The organism is Spirosoma areae (assembly GCF_054781775.1).
In genome coordinates this window covers 38,833-58,107 of record NZ_BAAGTT010000035.1, presented here as the reverse complement: position 1 = coordinate 58,107, position 19,275 = coordinate 38,833, and the positions used below count along the sequence as shown (strand labels likewise).

At 49.3% G+C, this 19,275-nt stretch carries 13 protein-coding genes; 11 read left to right on the top strand and 2 right to left on the bottom strand.

Translation table 11 applies throughout. The annotated features are described in order from the left end of the window. The first annotated feature begins 1,477 nt into the window (after positions 1-1,477). Positions 1,478-2,239, top strand: a complete 762-nt coding sequence (locus tag ACYVI1_RS20875; protein ID WP_460912725.1) for a hypothetical protein — start codon at positions 1,478-1,480, stop codon at positions 2,237-2,239. Between the two features lie 68 nt (positions 2,240-2,307). Here ACYVI1_RS20875 and ACYVI1_RS20870 read toward each other — a convergent pair whose 3' ends face one another. Further along, a complete protein-coding gene (locus ACYVI1_RS20870) occupies positions 2,308-2,760 on the bottom strand; it encodes an IS630 family transposase (RefSeq protein WP_460912731.1) in 453 nt (150 codons plus the stop codon). 108 nt (positions 2,761-2,868) lie between these two features. Then, entirely contained in the window at positions 2,869-3,390 is a 522-nt protein-coding gene (locus ACYVI1_RS20865) for a helix-turn-helix domain-containing protein (RefSeq protein WP_460912724.1), read from the bottom strand. Positions 3,391-3,497: 107 nt separating this feature from the next. Between ACYVI1_RS20865 and ACYVI1_RS20860 the strand changes: the two genes are divergently transcribed. The 10 genes from ACYVI1_RS20860 to ACYVI1_RS20815 all read left to right on the top strand — a co-directional run bounded on the left by ACYVI1_RS20860 (position 3,498) and on the right by ACYVI1_RS20815 (position 19,262). Then, positions 3,498-3,734 carry a hypothetical protein gene (locus tag ACYVI1_RS20860; protein WP_460912723.1) on the top strand — a complete coding sequence of 79 codons (237 nt, stop codon included), beginning with the start codon at positions 3,498-3,500 and terminating at the stop codon, positions 3,732-3,734. A 515-nt stretch (positions 3,735-4,249) separates the two neighbouring features. Next, complete coding sequence (locus ACYVI1_RS20855; RefSeq protein ID WP_460912722.1) at positions 4,250-4,849, top strand: RNA polymerase sigma factor; 600 nt, start codon at positions 4,250-4,252, stop codon at positions 4,847-4,849. 138 nt (positions 4,850-4,987) lie between these two features. Then, on the top strand, positions 4,988-6,067 hold the full coding sequence (locus ACYVI1_RS20850; RefSeq protein ID WP_460912721.1) for a FecR family protein: 1,080 nt from the start codon (positions 4,988-4,990) through the stop codon (positions 6,065-6,067). 211 nt (positions 6,068-6,278) lie between these two features. Further along, entirely contained in the window at positions 6,279-9,587 is a 3,309-nt protein-coding gene (locus ACYVI1_RS20845; RefSeq protein ID WP_460912720.1) for a TonB-dependent receptor, read from the top strand. A 49-nt stretch (positions 9,588-9,636) separates the two neighbouring features. Beyond that, on the top strand, positions 9,637-11,283 hold the full coding sequence (locus tag ACYVI1_RS20840) for a RagB/SusD family nutrient uptake outer membrane protein (RefSeq protein WP_460912719.1): 1,647 nt from the start codon (positions 9,637-9,639) through the stop codon (positions 11,281-11,283). 73 nt (positions 11,284-11,356) lie between these two features. Beyond that, entirely contained in the window at positions 11,357-12,694 is a 1,338-nt protein-coding gene (locus tag ACYVI1_RS20835; protein WP_460912717.1) for a Gfo/Idh/MocA family protein, read from the top strand. Positions 12,695-13,186: 492 nt separating this feature from the next. Beyond that, entirely contained in the window at positions 13,187-14,032 is an 846-nt protein-coding gene (locus ACYVI1_RS20830) for a sugar phosphate isomerase/epimerase family protein (RefSeq protein WP_460912716.1), read from the top strand. 12 nt (positions 14,033-14,044) lie between these two features. Then, positions 14,045-14,638 carry an RNA polymerase sigma factor gene (locus ACYVI1_RS20825; RefSeq protein ID WP_460912715.1) on the top strand — a complete coding sequence of 198 codons (594 nt, stop codon included), beginning with the start codon at positions 14,045-14,047 and terminating at the stop codon, positions 14,636-14,638. Positions 14,639-14,782: 144 nt separating this feature from the next. Continuing rightward, positions 14,783-15,799, top strand: a complete 1,017-nt coding sequence (locus ACYVI1_RS20820) for a FecR family protein (protein WP_460912714.1) — start codon at positions 14,783-14,785, stop codon at positions 15,797-15,799. 64 nt (positions 15,800-15,863) lie between these two features. Continuing rightward, positions 15,864-19,262, top strand: coding sequence for a SusC/RagA family TonB-linked outer membrane protein (locus ACYVI1_RS20815; protein ID WP_460912713.1), 3,399 nt, complete (start codon positions 15,864-15,866; stop codon positions 19,260-19,262). Positions 19,263-19,275 lie beyond the last annotated feature (13 nt).

Here is a 19,275-nt window from a genome sequence, read left to right as displayed (position 1 = left end):
TATTCGTTGAGTGCCATTGATGAGTATTTCGTTATCGTAACACGAAGCCGATAAGCTATGAACTCGAAATCATCAATGATTGGCCCCTGGACACTACTGCTGCTGGTCACTGGCCTGTTGATAGTAGCTGTGGTCCTACTGGTTATTGGGTGGCTACTGTAGAGCCATATTTACTAGTGTTCTTTAAACGTTAAGTGGTCGGGTAAAGTTTGTGTAACTTGATTCTTGCCTCTTTATTGGTGAACTGCCAGTTGGCTTTGGCTTGTCTTTGATTGCGTTTGGTTTGCCACGCATTGACTTCCCGGACCAACTCGTCTTTGGTAGCGATGTGTCGGTTTAAACAATCTCGTTGCAAGACTGACAATTCGATTTCGGCCATGCCGGTCTCGCAAAAGGGGCTGAGAAGGTAAACTGTTAGGCCAATGCCAAACCGCATAGGCAGTTGCCTCACAGGGATTATGGTGTTTGTGATTGTGTTGTTGCTCACAGTAGGCATACTGCTACTGGATCACCTGACGTAAAAAAATGATTGGACGGCAACGAAGCGACGATAACTCACTGATCTGTACCGCCGTCTTTCTGGTGCTGATGGCATTGGAGGCTTGTAAGTGAAATACAATAAAGCCAGTCTGGGGCGGTCAGTCACGCAAAAGGTGAAGTATGCCGACTTTCAGCAGATCACGCGTATTCCACACCGCATTGAGTCCAATAGCTGACCAAGCGAAGTTGGCCCAGATTAGCCTTGATATACTCTTGTCTCTCTTACCCCTACCGAAAGGCGTTCGTCTGTTGGGTATCGCTCTGTCGAGCCTACAAGCTGTATCCACGACACCACCAGCAGGGCAGTTGGCGTTAGACTTATAACAGCAACAAGCAATCAAAAAGCCTATAGTGACTACCCGACAAAACCGACAAAAAGGCTTTTGTCGGTTTTGTCGGGTAGTCACTATACGTATAATCAATAAAATAGTGGGCTTGGGCAGATTGCAGTATCTTGCTAATGTCGTCTGCTTTATCGGCTATGAAACATCTGGCACTGTTATAGGAAATGATATGCCGCTATAGGGCTGGGCGAAGCAAATCCCGCCTATGTCCACCATTTTTAGGCTATGACAACGTGCAATAAGAACAAACACGGCTGGCATGAACTCATTCTATTTGTATTAGAGATTGTGCTGGCATGCGTGTAGAAATCAGCGGTGCAATGGAACAACCAAGCGGTTTCTGGTGGATTGAGTTCAATCTTGGTCAGTTGTTGCTACTGACAGCGGTGGTCGTGCTTATCTGGCTGTATTGGCGGAAGAGGAAACAATAAGGCAATGAATCAGCAAGACTATTACTTTGACACGATTTATAAAGGCAGTCTAATTTGGCCGTTATTGCTATTGGGCCTTGTTCTGGCTGTGGGGTTATGGTATTTGAATAAGTCACAGAAAAAATAAAAGCCAGCCTGGGGATTGGCTGGCTGAAACACACCATGAGGAAACTGATAGGAGTACTGGGGTTGCTATTACTAACTGCACAAGGCTATTCGACTACCATAGTCATTTATCCTACCAATAAACACATATACATTGGGGCGGATAGTCGCCGTGTTGAATATATGACTTATCCAGGGACAGATGTGGTATTTAATAAAACGACTAATGCCTTTTGCAAAATACGAGTCTATAAAAATTACGCCTTTGCAGTAGCTGGTTTTGATGATCAAGGTATGCACGATGTTATTCAGGCTATTGCGACAGGGAATTACAATAGTACAAATTTATTTTTGGCAACTTTAGAAAAAGGACTACGGTTTCATTTAGTTCAAAAAGTTGAGGAATTTAGATTGAAATACCCCAATAAATACAAAGCACATTTTAAGAATGATACTGAGAATAAAGTAGCTGAGATAGCCGTTTGTTATTTTCAGAACAATGTACCAATCGTTCGAATAATTGAATTTACAAAGTCGCATAAACCCAATGGGCAAAGCATGGTAGGCTCACAGGCCTATGTAATAGAATCGGTTTATGTGGTCGGAATACAAAAAAAAATAAGGCAGTCCTATACTCAGGCACAGGCACTGGCTTTATTTAAAGAAGGAAACGACAAGCTTAACGTAATGTCCATGCAAAAATTGATTAATCTTCAAAGTAGTGCTACTCCGGAATCGGTTGGAGGGAAGGTAGACGTATTAAAACTTGACATTACAACTAAACCAAAATGGTTAATTAAAAAGGTGAATTGCATTTAGTTTCCCTCTTGCTATTATACCATCCATTCTTTTTAAAGTTGAATCTGATTGAGTTTCAAGTTTAATTCCTAAGTACATTCAAAAAAGACTTGTCGGGTTGCACCAATAATTGACAGCACTTTTTCAGGCATTTGATTGTAACGGGCAAAGAAGTTATGCGTTGCATCAATCAGTTTCTTGATGGATTCGAATAACTCACAATGCGTCACCTCTCGTCGCCAGTGTCGCCATAACATCTCAATGGGATTGAGCCAGGGACTGTAAGTGGGCAGATACAGTAAGACTAACCGGCCAGCGGCTCCTCGTACTACGGCATCTATTTCTCCGCCATTATGGGTATCGGCGTTGTCCCAGGCCACGTAAATGGTTTGGACTGGATGCCTGATCAGAAGTTGCTCAAGTAGCTCGGCGATCTGTTCGCGTCGTTTTCGTTTACGCACAATTACAACCGTTTCTCCTGTATGATAATTGACCGCCCCGATGCCAAACCGTTTGTTGGTTTGTCCCGGCGTGGGAATCATTACCTGCTGACCTACGGGACTCCACCGCATCGGCGGTCCGAATCGCTCTAAGGGTCGGTTGCCAACTCAGATTAAACTCGTCAGCATAGTAAAAAACCGCATTAGCTTCTAACTGATCTCTTTTGAACTCAATCTCCTTTTTTTAAGTAGGTACTCTGGATCAGGGCTGCTGATTTTGTGTTGGGGCCGAGATAAGACAATCTCCATCGCTTTTAGTTGAAGCCGTACTCCTTCTTCTGACAGGCGCACACCAATTTGCTCGGCTAAGTAATCGGCCAGTCGAGCCAGGGTCCACAGCGAAAACTCCAGTCCCAAACTGCGGGGTCGTTGCCGTACGCTGCTGAGGAGAAGTTGGCGATAAGCGGGGCTGACTTTGGAAGGCTTGCCACTCTTGGGTGCATCGTGTAGGCCGGTAATACCTTCAGCCTGGTAGCGCTTGAGCCAACGTTGAACCGTTCGTTCACTTTCGCGCACGATTAGGGCAATCTGTGGAGTTTTCAAGGCTTGCTCGGCCGAAAGTAATACCATCTGCGCCCGTGTGCGTAAGCGGGGTATTTTGGTCTTATCATACAAGTCCGTCAGTTCCTGATGAGCGGAAGGGGTTAAATTGTCGATCTTAAGTGCCAGCATGGATCAAAGATAAACAAACTGAGCATCCGACAAGTCTTTCTTGGTTGTACTTAGTGTTTTGACTTGATTAGTCTGACGGGTATCTTCGTGTCCTGACTCTCACGAAGATGAAAAAATATCACGTCACCTTGACTGAATCTGAGCGCGATCGACTTAAAGCTATCATCGCCAAACGGAAAGCAAATAGTCAATCTGTTAAGCGAGCTTATGTCCTGCTGGCTGCTGACGAAAACCAACTCGCCTGGTTCATTACCGATGAGATTTACGTTAATCCCCAGCTTGGCGATCGGGCCGAGCCGCTGATTCAGGTACCCGTCGACGAGAAGCCTGAAGTGGTGGGTTAAACACTAGAACGCCCCGGCGGAGGGCGTAGCTTCGTCAGTACGCTTGGTCATTCGTATGAAAATTGGCTTAGCGAATCCTTCTGTTGGCTGATGCTAAACCGTATCCTCTGAACCCTCTATCACAAATCAACTACGGCTCTTGTTTCCGTAAATTAACCGACATAGCTGAGTCTTTTAAATCGCTCTCCAATCCCGGCAAGTAAGGTAAAAACCTGATCCTAGTGTACGAAAAACGCACCGATGATGCTATGATGAAGTAGTTATGATCGCCTGATACGGATATGGTGATGAGTGATGGCGTCGCTGAATTAGGTATAGTGTAACTATGGAAGTTATGTTTTTCTGAACCATAGGTTGTATAAGTACCTGAATAAGTTGTATTTTTACAGGTAACTTTGTGGGTCGTTGTATTCTCACGTTGCGTTTAATCAATAAAACAACTGTCCGCAAACTTTTAGGGAATATGAGCTGAGGTAACTTAGATTCGCCGGGATTCGATTTCTTTATATACAATTGTGAAAGCAACTGCTATCCCTGATACCGAACTTTGGGAGACCTTTAGACAGGGCGACAGAGCAGCTTATACGGTGTTGATGGAGCGGCATTACTGCCCGCTTTATAGCTATGGCACTAAACTCACTTTCGACAAAGAGGTAGTAAAAGACTGCATTCAGGAGGTGTTCCTGGAACTATGGCAGCGTCGGGCTACGATTGGTGTGGCCGAGACACCCCGATTTTATCTACTACGGGCATTACAGCGGAAAATTCACCGCGCCATTCACCGGAATCGCGTTTTTTATCAATCTTCAGTTATTGATCCTGATACCGATTTTAACGTGGAATTCAGCATCGAAGCCGACCTTATCAGTCGTCAGGAACAGGAAGAAAAAGTCCGGCAACTGGCAACGATGGTCGCTACCTTGTCGCCCCGACAAAAACAACTGATTTATCTCCGTTTTTATCAGGATTTAGACTTCGACGAGATTGCTGAACTGATGGAGCTTAACCGTCAATCGGTCTATAATCTGTTGCGGGAGTCGCTGTTGCGGCTCCGTAAAAACTGGCAGGGAAGCCTGCTTCCCGTTTTGCTGATGCTGTTCAGTCACAGCGATTAATCCCGTAGCTACGTCACTACCCGTCATACCCGCCCGGTGGCAGGGGACTTCCTTACCGAAAATAATTAAAAAAAATCGCTTTAAAATTCAGTAGGTTTTCAAAGCAGGTGTGTCTCCCCGGTTGATGACGCTCTTTGCATGAAGCCCTACCACCAGTACGAGATTGCCGATTTTTTGCTTGACGACGAATTTGTGGCCTGGGCCAAACACCCGACCCGCGAAACCGATTTGTTCTGGCAGCAGTGGCTTTTACAGCATCCTGCTCAGGCTCCTGTTGTGCAGGAGGCCCGCTATTGGGTAACCCATCTGGCTGTAAATGAACAACTTCCAGCCGACGAAACCGTAAGCAGTGCGCTGGCACAGATTCAGACGCAGCTTTCGGACGAACAGCCCCCCATTTTTGTTAACCGGACGCTCAACTGGTGGTCGACAGGCTGGCGCGTAGCGGCTGCCGTACTGCTGGTGCTGGGCATTGGCTGGTATGCGTTGTCCGTAAAAAGAACCAGTACGACCCTCGCTACGCTCCCCCAAAAAATAACGGAGTCCATTTCACGGGAAAATCACACGGGTCGGCCTTTATCACTACAACTGCCCGATGGGAGCCGGGTGGTGTTGGCCCCAGACAGCCGGGTGGCCTTTCCCAAACAGTTTGCCGCGCAGGTGCGGGACGTAAACCTGACGGGCGAGGCCTTTTTTGAGGTTGTTCGTCAACCCCAGCGGCCCTTCATCGTCCATGCGGGCAACGTCAACGTGAAGGTATTAGGCACCAGCTTCAGCGTTCGGGCTTTGGGTGGGAACAGCGAGGTAAATGTGGCCGTGAAATCCGGCAAAGTAGCCGTATCGAAAGCCACCGGGCTACCCGACCCCGACCACACGGCGGTTTTAATTACCCCGAATCAACAGGTGACGTTTTCAGCCCAGGATGATGTTTTCCGCAAATCGCTGGTAGAGGCTCCCATTCTGGTAAACCAGAAAAGTCAGGAAGCCGATTTTGTCTTTGAGGAATCACCCATTGCCGAGGTATTCAATAAACTACAGACCGCCTATGGCGTTCAAATCGACTTTGATCGGCAGAAGCTGGCGCATTGTACCCTGACGGCGCGGCTGGTCAATGAACCCATGTATAAAAAACTCAACCTGATTTGCCAGGCCATCGGCGGGACGCACGAAACGGTAGGCACAACGATTGTCATTCATGCGGAGCGTTGCAACCAATGAAGCCCCTTTGCCAAACCCCTGATAACCTGAGTAGTATGTCCCTTTAGTAGTAGCGTAAAACAAAGAGCCGACAGTGTTCCAGCACTATCGGCTCCGAATTATCCCGGTGATTGGCCTCAAACCAGCTATCGTCATCGGGCGTCTTTGCCTTTTTCAAACAAAAACAATCAAAACTATGCCAAACCCTTTTCCCGTCCAAATCTGGGAAGTTATGCGCTTTACAATCCGTCAGTTTTGTTTCGCGATGGTATTCGTCGGAATTGCCTACGCGGGTGATTCCAGAGCCCAGGACCAGCTAAACGTCCGGGTTAGCCTCCAGTGCCGGAATCAGTCGCTCAAAAGCGTGCTGCGGTTACTGGAGAAAAGTAGCTCGGTTCAGTTTCTCTACAGTGCCCAGCGCATTCAGGCCGACCGAAAAATCAGCGTGGAGGCCCATGACGAAAAATTAGGCACTCTGCTGGACCGACTGCTGAAACCCTTGTCCATCAGCTACACGATTTCAGACCAGCAGATTGTCCTGAGCCTGCTCGAAGAGGCCGGATTGCTACCCGCATCTACCCTGTCTGAACCGGATAATCTGGTGAACAGCCTGGCCCCCGCCGACGAAATCATTACCGGAACCGTCACGGATGATGCCGGTCAGCCGCTGCCGGGTGTGAGTATTGTCGTAAAAGGCAGCACCAAAGGCACCAACGCCGATGCCCAGGGCAACTACCGCATTAGTGTACCCGATAGAACCGCTGTGCTGGTCTTTTCCTTTGTGGGTTATGCGTCGCGGGAAGAACCGGTGGGTAGCCGCACAACGATTAATCTCGTGCTGAAAGCCGACGACAAAACCCTGAACGAGGTCGTCGTGGTTGGTTACGGCACTCAAAGCCGACGCAACGTAACGGGGTCGGTGGCGAAGGTGGATTTGAAACAAACCGAAAATCTGCCCAACACCAACATTTCGCAGGCCCTGCGGGGGCGTGTGGCGGGGGTGCAGTTTGTCGATAATGGCCGCCCCGGACAGGGCGGCAGTATTCTGGTGCGGGGACAACGGTCGATAACGGCTTCCAACGACCCGCTGATTATTCTCGACGGCATTTTCTTCAATGGCAGCTTAGCCGACATCAACCCCAACGACATCGAGTCGATGGAGATTCTCAAAGATGCCAGTGCTGCGGCTATTTACGGCTCCAGAGCGGCCAATGGGGTGATTCTGGTGAACTCCCGGCGGGGCACCACCGACAAGCCAACCATCCGGCTGAGTACCTACGCGGGCCTTTCTGACATGAGCTATCGCCTGAAACTGCTCAGCCCCGACCGTTACGTGCAGCGTCTGCTGGATTTCCGCCAGCAGAACGGACAAACGTCGGACCCCGCCCAGGTTGCCAGTTACCTGCAAAATTCGGAAGTGGACAACTACAAAAACGGCCAGTCCGTCGACCCGTTGGATGTGGTCTCTCAGCAAGGGTCAGTTCAGTCCTACAATCTGGGCATTTCGGGCCGCACCGAGCGGACGAGTTACCTGTTTTCGGGGGCACAGGTGTACGAAAGAGGGTTGATTTACAACGACAATGCCAACCGGACCTCGTTGCGGCTCAATCTGGAAAACGCCATTAGTCCGTGGTTAAAGGTGGGGGTCAGTTCGCTCTACGCGAAGCGGAATCTGTCGGGGCAGGAAGCCGATTTGTTCGGGGGATATTACCTGAGTCCGTATGGGAAGTTGTACTACGATGCGGCTAAGACGGATTTAGTACCCTATCCGTCCGACGACCAGTTGTCGGTCAATCCGCTGTTTTATGCCAAACTGAACAAAAACGAAGAAGTCAACCATAACCTGTTTGCCAATTTCTACGCCATCGTTGATGCGCCGTTTTTGAAAGGGCTGAACTACCGGGTCAATTACTCGCCCAACTACCGCTGGGAGCATAACTACAATTCGTCGCCGATTTACCAGAAAAATGGCCTGAACAATCGGGGAACGGCCAGTAAGTACAATCGCGAAGACCTGGACTGGGTGCTGGAAAATATCCTGACCTATTCCAGACAGATCAACCAAAACCATAGCCTAGACGTAACGGCCCTGTATGGCCGCAATCACCGGGGCTGGGAAGCGACGACGGCCAGTGGGGCCACGTTTTTTACCGATGTGCTGAGCTGGGATAACCTCAATCTGGCGCAGGTGCAGCAGACAACCTCCAACGCCCAGGCGCAGGACGGTATTTCATCCATGCTTCGCCTGAATTACCGCTTCCGGGATCGGTACTTGCTGACCCTGACCGCCCGCCGGGATGGCACTTCGGTTTTTGGGACTAACCAGAAGTTTGGTACGTTTCCGTCGGCGGCTCTGGCCTGGGTAGCCTCGGATGAGTCCTTTATCAAATCGCTTTCGTTTATCAGTCTGCTCAAACTGCGGCTTTCGTATGGTTCGGTCGGTAATCAGGCCATCAGTCCCTATCAATCGCTGAGCCGGGCCGGTACGGTGCAATACGTCTTTGGCGACGGCGGCTCGACCAGCACCGGGGTCTATACGGCCTCGATGGAAAACGCGGACCTGACCTGGGAAACGACGACCTCCACCAACGTGGCCGTGGATTTTGACCTGTTCAAAGGGCGGCTTGGCGGTACGGTTGAATACTACAATATGGATACCAAAGACCTGCTGCTGTACCGGCAATTACCCAGCCCGACGGGTTTCGCCGGGGTGACGACCAATCTGGGAGCCACCAACAATCAGGGCTTTGAACTATCCCTCAACTCGGTCAACGTTCGACAGGGAAAATTCGAGTGGAGCAGCAACGCGGTTTTCTCCAGCAACCGCAACCGGATTACCCATCTCTACGGCAGTGACACTAATGGCGATGGCCGGGAAGATGATGACCTGGGCAACCGCTGGTTTATCGGGCAGCCCATCAGCGTCAACTACGACTATACCTTAAACGGTGTTTATCAGGTAGGCGATGAACTGCCGACGGGGTACAAAGCCGGTTTCTACCGAATCAAAGACATCAACGGGGATGGCAAAATAGACCCTGCGGACCGATCTGTCATCAGCCAGCAGCAGCCCAAATACCGCTGGGGAATTGGCAACACGTTCCGCTATGGCAGCCTGTCGCTGACGGTCTTCATTAACGCCATGCAGGGCTGGTCGCAGTCGTTGCCCCTACTGGAAACAAACGGGAACATCAACTATCCGTCCCGCTCGTTCAACGGCCTCGACGCCGACTGGTGGACCCCGGAGAATCAGTCCAACACCCGTCCCTCGCTGACGTATACCAATCCGGTGGGGCACGGCTACTACCAGAGCCGGGATTTCGTCCGGATTCAGGACGTGAACCTGACTTATCAGTTTCCGTCCGCGCTGGTCAAATCATTGAAACTGGGGAATCTGAGCGCGTATGTCAGCGCCAAAAACCTCTACACGTTTACCAACTGGCTCGGTTTCGATCCCGAAGTGGGGGTAAACGCCACCGACGCCCGGCGCAGTTACCCCCTGGCGCGTACCGTTACTGCAGGCATCAACCTAAGTTTCTAAATCACTGACGAAGCAGGTAGTCCCCGCTTATTCATAAATTCCTGATCCAATGCATTCTACCTTACTAACTTCATGCGCCCGTACCCTACAGAAAGGGTTTTGGCTGCTGGTACTGCTGGGCCTGAACACGGCCTGCAAAGATGACGTGCTCAACGAGGTGCCCAAAGACTTCCTGTCTCCGCAGGCTGTGCTGACCAACAAGGCCGGATTTGATACGTACATTACAGCCCTGCATGCCGGGCTTCGGGAGGCTTATTTCCTGAACGATAACGTGGGCGATGGCACCAATATCTGGGATTTTCAGATTGGTACCGACGTGGGCAGCACCGGCGACCCAGCCCAGAATATGTTCAAAGATTACCGAATCTGGCTCACCCCCAGCTTAACCGCCGTTAACTACCATTGGGAATGGGCCTACCAGACCATTATTCCCCGCGCGAATACCATTATCGACTACGCTCAAAGGCCTACGGCGGTCTGGAAAGACGAGGCCGAGAAAAACGCGGCTATTGCCGAAGCGCGGTTCTTTCGCGCCTATGCTTATAACGTACTGGCGAACCTCTACGGTGACGTGCCCATTGTGGACAAGGTAGCCACCCAGCCCGTGCTCGATTTTGTGCGTAACCCCCGCAAAGAGGTGTACGCGTTCGCCGTAGCTGACCTGGAATTCGCATCGCAATGGTTGCCGAAAAGTACCACCCAGGACGGGCGGATCGTGAAAGCGGCTGCCGACCATCTGCTGGCCGAGCTGTATATCAGCACGGGAAACTACGATAAAGCGATTGCCAGCGCGTCGACCGTCATCAATGATGGACAGTACCAGTTGATGACCACTCGTTTTGGCAAATACGCCACCCAGCCGGGCGATGTTTTTTCAGACCTGTTTAAAGACAATAACCAGAACCGCGCTACGTCGGGCAATAAAGAAACCATCTGGACGATTCAGTTCGATTATCAGACGCCGGGGGGTATTCCGAAGGTGGGCGGGGGGAATGGCATGATCCGGGCGTGGGGACCGCGTTACTTTGCCATCAAGGACCCGGACGGCAAAACGGCAATGGCCGTGGTTGATAGCCTGGGCCGACCCGTTGGCTGGTATCGCCCGACGAATTATTTCAATTACACCATCTGGTCGGACGCGTCGGATATGCGCAATTCGCGGTACAATATCCGCCGGGAATTCTACTACAATGAACCAACGTCTAAATACTTTAAACAGAAGGTGAATCCGGCCACGGCTAAAGATATTGACACCCTGTATTGGTACTACCCCTACATCCGCAAAATCGAGGGAGAAGCCTTAGCCGGTGCAACGTATGGTCGCACGTTTAAAGAACATTACCTGATGCGGCTGGCCGAAACTTACCTGTACCGGGCGGAAGCCTACCTGCTGAAAGGCGATACGCAAAAAGCGTTAGACGATATCAACGTGGTGCGAAGTCGGGCCAAAGCCAAACCCGCTACGCTGGCGGAGGTTTCCATCGACTACATTCTGGATGAGCGGGCGCGTGAACTGATGCTGGAAGAACTTCGGCGGCTGACGCTAAGCCGGATGGGGAAACTGGTTGAGCGGGTGAAAAAGTACAACCCTCGCTCGGGTCCAAACATCCAGCCCCAGCACGCGCTGTTCCCCATTCCGCAAAAGTTCATTGATGCCAACCTCAATGCCAAAATCACCCAAAATCCGGGGTATTAGACTACCCTTATGTTACATCTAAACTATTCGTTGGGTTAGTGATAACTGCCTGACGAACCAACGAATCAACTCTATGTCTGATCAAACAAACCGCCGTGATTTTCTCCGCACGGCATCTATAGCGGGCACCAGCCTGTTACTCTCTCCCTCGCTGTCAGTGGGAGGATTCTTTACCGGTTCGCCCAATGATAAAGTCGTACTGGGCATCATGGGCACCAACAGCCGGGGCGCGTTCCTGGCCAAAACCTTCGCCAAACTGCCCAATGTCGACATTGCCTACGTCTGCGACCCCGACGCTAACGTGCTGGCTAAAACCCTGACCGACATCCAGAAACTAACCGGTAAAAAGCCCCAGGGCTTCAGCGACATCCGCCTGATGCTGGAGAAGAAAGATTTTGATGGGCTAGCCATTGCCGCCCCCGATCATTGGCACACGCCAGCGGCCATTCTGGGCTTGCAGGCGGGCAAGCACATCTACGTCGAGAAGCCATGCAGCCACAATCCCCGCGAAGGCGAAATGCTGGTAGAGGCCGCTGGTAAGTACAAAAAAATGGTTCAGATGGGCAGTCAACGGCGCACCTTCAACAACGTCAAAGACATGATTGCCAAACTGCATGGTGGGGCCATCGGGCGGGTCTATTTTGCCCGTAGCTGGTATGTCAACAACCGGAAGTCCATTGGGAGAGGTGTCGTGACGGCCGTTCCACAGCACCTGAATTTTGACTTGTGGCAAGGCCCGGCTCCCCGCCGGGCGTTTAAAGATAACCTCGTGCATTACAACTGGCACTGGTTCTGGCATTGGGGCACTGGCGAAGCCCTCAACAATGGTACCCACGAGCTGGACGTTGCCCGCTGGGGTCTGGGCGTCGATTATCCGAATCAGGTGGTTTCAGCGGGTGGCCGGTTTGCCTTTCAGGATGACTGGGAAACGCCCGATACGCAGACCATTACGTTCAATTTTCCCAACAACACGGCCTGCACCTGGGAAGGGCGGAGTTGCAACGGCTACAACTCCGAAGGCAGCGGACGCGGGGTGGTTTTCTATGGCGATAAAGGCACGATTGTTTATCCGGGCAGTAACAGCTATAAGGTTTTCGATCCGGCCAATAAACTCGTCTCGGAGGTAAAAGACGACACACCTTTTGACCCCAAAAATGCCGTAAGCCCGACGGAGTTGCTCGACGGGCAGCACCTGCTCAATTTTTGTGAGGCCATTCGGGGTAAGGAATCGATTAACGCGCCTATTCTGGAAGGCCACAAATCGACGCTGCTGCCTCAGTTAGGCAACATTGCGTACCGGGTGGGCCGAACGCTCCATTGTGACCCGGCCAACGGCCATATCCTGAACGATAAAGACGCCATGCAGCTTTGGGGCCGGGAGTACGACAAAAGCTGGAATGTGCGGGTGTAATCTGGTGAATCTATCCCGTTTTCTTCCAGAAAAACAGGACTACTATGGTATACGAAGTTATAGACTTTGCATTATAGGTTGGTTATGTAAATGCTTCCCCGCATGCTTGGGGAAGCACTTTCTTCTCTTTGGCAATATATGCGATGTTCAACCCAAAAGTCGATACGTCAAGACTGCAGCCAGTCCAAGCCGAACACGCTAACTGATGTTGAACAACAAAATGGTTGGAAACTATTGTTCGACGGCCTTTCCCATCTAGTTGAACAAGTATCTCTGACGATAATTTTCACAAAAAAGGATGGACAATGAAATAGGGAATTATCGGCTTGGGCGAATTGAGTGGTCATGAGCACATCGTTGGGAACGATATTGTAATGATAGACGAATTCAGCGCTTAAAGGAAACGGTCGGAACGAAGCCTAATCTATTGAAGGGAAGATTGGGTCGCAACTTAGCATCTCTACATTACACACAAAAAACTAACTATTATTTATGAAAACCACAATCTTTATTCTCATTATATTGCTCAGCCAGACTCAGGCTGAGGCCCAAAAAAAGTCATTTCCCCAAGCCCCCGGCATGGTGTCTTATACGTACCGGAACAGTTTTCAAAAAAACGTGGCGGCCACACTTGACACCGTTAAAGCGTTGGGCATTACGGATATGGAGTTTTCTAATCTTTTCGGCAAAACGGCCGCAGAATTGCGTCAGCTCCTTGATGACCGCGGTATGAAATGCTCGTCGTTTGGAGTGAGCTACGGCGATGCGCTCAACAAAACGCAGGAAGTGGGACAGAACGCCAAAACGCTGGGTGCGCAATATGTTCGGGTAGCGTCGATTCCCCACAGTGGGCCGTTTACGCTCGACATGGCGAAGAAGACGGTGGCCGACTTTAACCAGATTGGAAAACGCCTGCACGATGAATACAGTATTGCGTTCTGCTACCACAACCACGGTTTTGAGTTCGAGAAACACGAGACGGGAACGCTCTACGACTATATTGTGCAGCAGACCGATCCGCAGTATGTCAGCTTCGAACTGGACATTCTCTGGACGGTCTATCCGGGTCAGGATCCGGTGGCACTGCTGACCCGATACGGCAGTCGGTACAAACTCATGCATCTGAAAGACCTTCGTAAAGGCATCGTCGGGAACCTGTCGGGCGGTACGCCGGTGGAAAACGATGTGGCGCTGGGTACGGGGCAAATCAACCTGCCCGCTGTTTTGAAAGCAGCCCGAAACGCAGGAGTTCAGCACTACTACATTGAAGACGAAAGCAACAGCATTGCTACGCAGGTGCCGCAGAGCATTTTGTACCTGAAAACCTTGACCAACTAATGGAAACAAGTAATGGCACAATCATCTACTCCTGTTCGTACTGACGAAGAACTGTGGCGTTCGTTCATAGACGGAAGCGAGATGGCCTTTGAAGAGCTGTTTAAACGAAACTATCCTAAGCTATACCAATACGGCCGCAAGTACTCTCCTGATAATGAATTTATTAAAGATGTCCTCCAAGAGTTATTTGCTGAACTTTGGGCGCGTCGGTCTCACTTACATCAAACGGCATCGGTTCGGCATTATCTATACAAATCGCTCCGACGCAAGATGCTGCGGTTAAAGAGCAACTATCCTGTTACCACTGAATTAACCGACGAATCAAATCCGTTTACGATTACGCTTTCGCCCGAACAACTGCTTTTGGAGAATGAGTTTTCCGCTGAGCAACGTCAGCAGATGGAACAATGGCTAATGTGGCTCACGCCCCGTCAACGAGAAGCCATCTATCTTCGATTCTACCATGATTTAGACTATGAGGAAACGGCTTCTATTATGAATGTTGGGCCACACACAATCCGAAACCTAATTTACGAAGCTATCAAACTACTTCGTAGCCGGTTAATTCCAATTCTGTTAGGCGTATTGATGACTATGCACCAATAAAATAATATAAATTTTCAAAGAATATTAAGCCTTAAAAGTCTTTTTAATTAGATTTATTTACTATTATACAAAAATATCACCATTTCATCAGGACAAATTCTGGCTTAGCTGTCTATTACGTATTGACAGAAGTCTCCTACGTTCATGAAGTATGCCCTGTATCAGGTAGAAGAATTCCTAACCGACCCAGACTTTATTCGTTGGTGTTCGCATCCGGATACGAAGAGTGATGCATTCTGGCGGGAGTTCCTACAGCTCCATCCAGAGCGTGAGTCAACTATACGCCAGGCGAGGGCTATCTTGAGGGCTTTGCAGTTTGACGACGAAAAAGTCTCTGAGACAACCGTCGATGCTGAATGGAGTCGGTTTACGCGGGAACGTACTCAGGAAATCGAGAATGAAACGGTTCCCGTAATAGCCCTGCGACCAACAAGGAACTGGTGGTGGGTTGCCGCTACGATCGCTGGCTTGCTTGTGGGTTTATTCTGGTGGAATAACCAACATCCTGCCGACACCATTTACCGCACTACTTTTGGGCAGGTGCGCACGATTAAGTTACCGGATGGGTCACGTCTAACAATGAATGCGAATACCGAGGTTCGGTTTCCCGGGAACTGGTCGGCGCATGAGGCACGAGAGGTTTGGCTCAAAGGGGAGGCTTTCTTTCGGGTAGTAAAGCGCGCTGGTCAGTCACAAACCCGCTTTATCGTACATACAGAGGAAGCCCAGGTGGAGGTACTCGGTACGGCTTTCAATGTACACAGCCGACATCATGAGGCTGATGTTCTTCTCCAGACAGGTTCAGTACGGCTTTTTCTTACGGGGGCCGATACGGTACGCTCGCTGCTTATGCGGCCTGGAGACGGCGTACATTTCCGACCGAAAACGGGCCAGATCGATCACCGATTAGTTAGCCCCGACCGGATGGCAAACTGGACTGAAGGCGTGCTTTTACTCGACCATATGACACTTCAACAGCTAAGTCAGATTATTGAAGATACGTACGGTCGTCGGGTTGTGATTCAGTCGAAGGCATTGGCCAGCCGCGTACTTAGCGGCTCACTGCCAACCCGAAACGAACAGGCTTTTTTAGAGGGAATTGCGATTACACTCAATGTACCCATGCATCAGGAGAATAACCAAATTGTTTTTGGCCCTTAATCATTACTAACGTGTTATGATGAGCTTATGCCTGTAAGCTCATTCTTCTAAACCCTACCCTACTATGAATCTACGTATACTCGTTTTGGCGAGCTGGCTGATTAGTGCCCTAACCGAAGCATCGGCCCAAGATGTAGCAACCACTAAACTAACGCCTTACCAACCATCGGCCAGCTCCCGAAAAGAATCGAAACGGTTGCTAAAAGATGTATTGACGGATCTGGAGAAACGCTATAATGTCCATTTTCTATATGAAGGCACGGTCATAGAAAACCGATTGGTTGTCTTTTCGATCCAGCGAAAAGATAACCTTGAATTAGTTCTGCAACGTATCCTGACTTCCGATTTACGCTACCGGCGAGTGGATCAAACGATTTACGCCATCATTCCTGTCACCGAATCGACTAAAACTGCCCCTGCTCCTGTCAGGGTGATACAAAACCAACTGGATGAAAAGGTTACCCTTCCTGCTGCCATCAACCTGACTGGAACGGTAACGGAGCAGGAAACGGGAAACGGCTTGCCTGGAGTCAGTGTTGTCGTGAAGGGAACCACAACCGGCACAACGACCAACAGCAATGGTCAATACCAGCTTAACGTACCGGAGGGGGCCGTGCTGGTCTTTAGTTTCGTGGGCTATTTATCGCAGGAAGTGGCGGTGGCGAATCAGACTGTCCTTAATGTAGCCATGCAGACCGATTCCCGGTCTTTATCTGAAGTTGTTGTAATAGGCTATGGCAGCGAAAAAAAGGTCAATGTCATTGGTTCAATTGCCCAGATTTCGACTGAAAAGATTGCCTCCCGGCCTACTACGCGGGTGGCTAACGTTCTAACCGGGCAGATGCCAGGGGTTACCGTCATTCAGCGGTCGGGTAAGCCAGGAGGTGATAGCGACGGTATTATCAGAGTTCGGGGCGTCGGTTCATTTGGAGCAACACCCGGTGCCCTGATACTTGTTGATGGGATTCCGGGTTCGTTAAGTGAACTTAATCCAGCAGACATCGAATCCATTTCCGTGCTAAAGGACGCTTCTTCAGCCGCTATTTATGGCGCACGCTCTGCCAACGGGGTTGTTCTGGTTACAACGAAGAAAGGAACGTCGGGGAAATTAAAAGTTAACTATACAGAATATTTGACTCTTGAAAAACCCACTGCCTTTCCAGATTTAGCGAACTCATGGGAATACGCCGAAATGTATAATATAGCCGTAGGTAATAATACCTTCACGCCTGAGGTGATCGCTAAGTACAGGTCGATGAATGACCTGGATAACTATCCCAATTCCAATTACTTAAAAAGTGTTTTTTCGAGAAACGGGCTGACCTCGGGACGTACTATTTCTGTTTCCGGTGGGCCAAAATCGAATCAGTATTTTCTGTCGGCAGGTATGCTGAATCAGACAGGACTCATTGAGAAAAACGATTATAAACGCTACAACATTCGCCTGAATACGAATAGTGAACTGGGCTCTAAAGTAAATTTGATTACGCGTATGGCGGCTTCCAGTGAACAACAAAATGAACCATTGCCCATTGGTGCCCGGGGAGGAAATAGTGTAGAAGACGGGATTGTGACAGTGGCTGCCCGGTGGGGGTCTACCTGGCTTGACAGGGCTTCTAATGGAGACTATGGATTGGGGCAGAGCGGCAATGGCAACCCTGTTTCCTGGCTGGCGTCGCAATCCTATCGGAGACGGCCCTTAACTAAAGTAAGTCTGAATGCCAGGTTGAATTATGCGCCAGTCAAGGGTTTAACGCTTTCATTAATTGGCGGATACAACTTTAGCTTACTACAAGAACGAAGGTATAAGGGCTCCCAGCAGATAACCTCAACCGTTTTTAATCCTATTGCCACGTTATACCAACAGGATACCAAGATTGGTTATCAAACAGTACAGGCACTGGCTGAATATGCCAAACAATACAAAGCGCATAATTTTAAAATCCTGGCAGGGTATTCATTTGAAAGCGAAGCGACGGAACAACTGAGTGGCTTCCGACAGGATTTTCCCAGCAACAATTATACGGTTCTGGACATTGGTGGCCCCAATAATCAGCAGGCCAATGGAAATGACTTCGGCTGGGCTATTCAATCGTACTTCAGCCGATTGAAATATCAATACAAAGATAAATATCTGTTTGAAGCTACGGTGCGGCATGACGGTTCGTCACGGTTTTCGGCGGGCAGAAAATATGGCACCTTCCCTTCCTTAGCTGCCGGGTGGCGTATATCTGAGGAAAACTTTTTTAAGCCTCTCACTTCCTGGTTTTCCAATTTGAAATTAAAAACTTCCTGGGGGATTCTGGGTAATCAAAACATCGGAAACTACCCCTATCAATCTACGTTAGCGTCGGGTCGGGATTATGCAATTGGAACGGGTATGTCAACCGGTGCAGCCTACACGGAATATAAAGACCCGAACATCCACTGGGAATCTACCCGCTCAACCGATGTCGGTATAGAAACCGACTTCTTTAATGGCAGGATGCTTTTTAATCTTACTTACTTTAACAGAAATACATACGACGTACTCTACAAACCCGTCAGTAGTATTTCCAGTGTTTTGGGTGTAAATGTGAATGAAATCAATACAGGCAAACTCAAAAATACGGGATGGGAAGTAGAAGTAGGATACCGAAATAAAATTGGCAAGGTCCGCTATCAGGCTCAGGGACTTTTATCGATCATCAATAATGAATTAGTCAGTCTTGGATTGGGTAACGTAACCCAGCCTAATGGCTTAATCGGCAATGGCAGCAATTTATTCGTTGGCTACCCTATTGAGATGTATTATGGCTACAAAACAGATGGTGTTTTTCTGAATCAGCAGGAGGTTGGCAGTTGGGCTAACCAAACTAAAATTAACCCCAAAGCCGTGCCCGGCGATTTGCGGTATTTAGACATCAGTGGGCCAAATGGCGTGCCAGACGGAGTTGTTGATCCTGCTTATGACCAGACCTATTTGGGAAGCAATATTCCTAAATATAACTTCTCGTTGAACTTTGGTTTACAATATAAAGGATTTGATTTTTCGGCCTTATTGCAGGGAGTAGCCGGGGTTAAAGGCCGTTTAGATAGCCATGCCGGGATTGCTTTTTTCAACAACGGAACCATTCAGCGCTGGCAAATGGAAGGACGGTTTAATCCAGAGGATCCACAGCGCTACCCGAAATACCCCCGATTAGAAGTTGTTCCGAGTGGGAATTTGCCAAACTATGTCTTATCGGATTTCTGGGTACGTGATGCGTCTTATATAAGAATCAAAAATCTCCAGTTGGGCTATACGTTTCCAGCAAACCTGTTTAAAGGAGTTCCCATTGAAAAATTGCGGTTGTCTTTTAGTACAGATAATCTGTACACGTTTAAGAAATATCCGGTGGGCTGGGATCCTGAAATTAACACGGGCGGATCTTTTTATCCCATTCTGTCTTCCTACACCTTCTCGTTAAATGCGAGCTTTTAGCCTATTTTTTAAA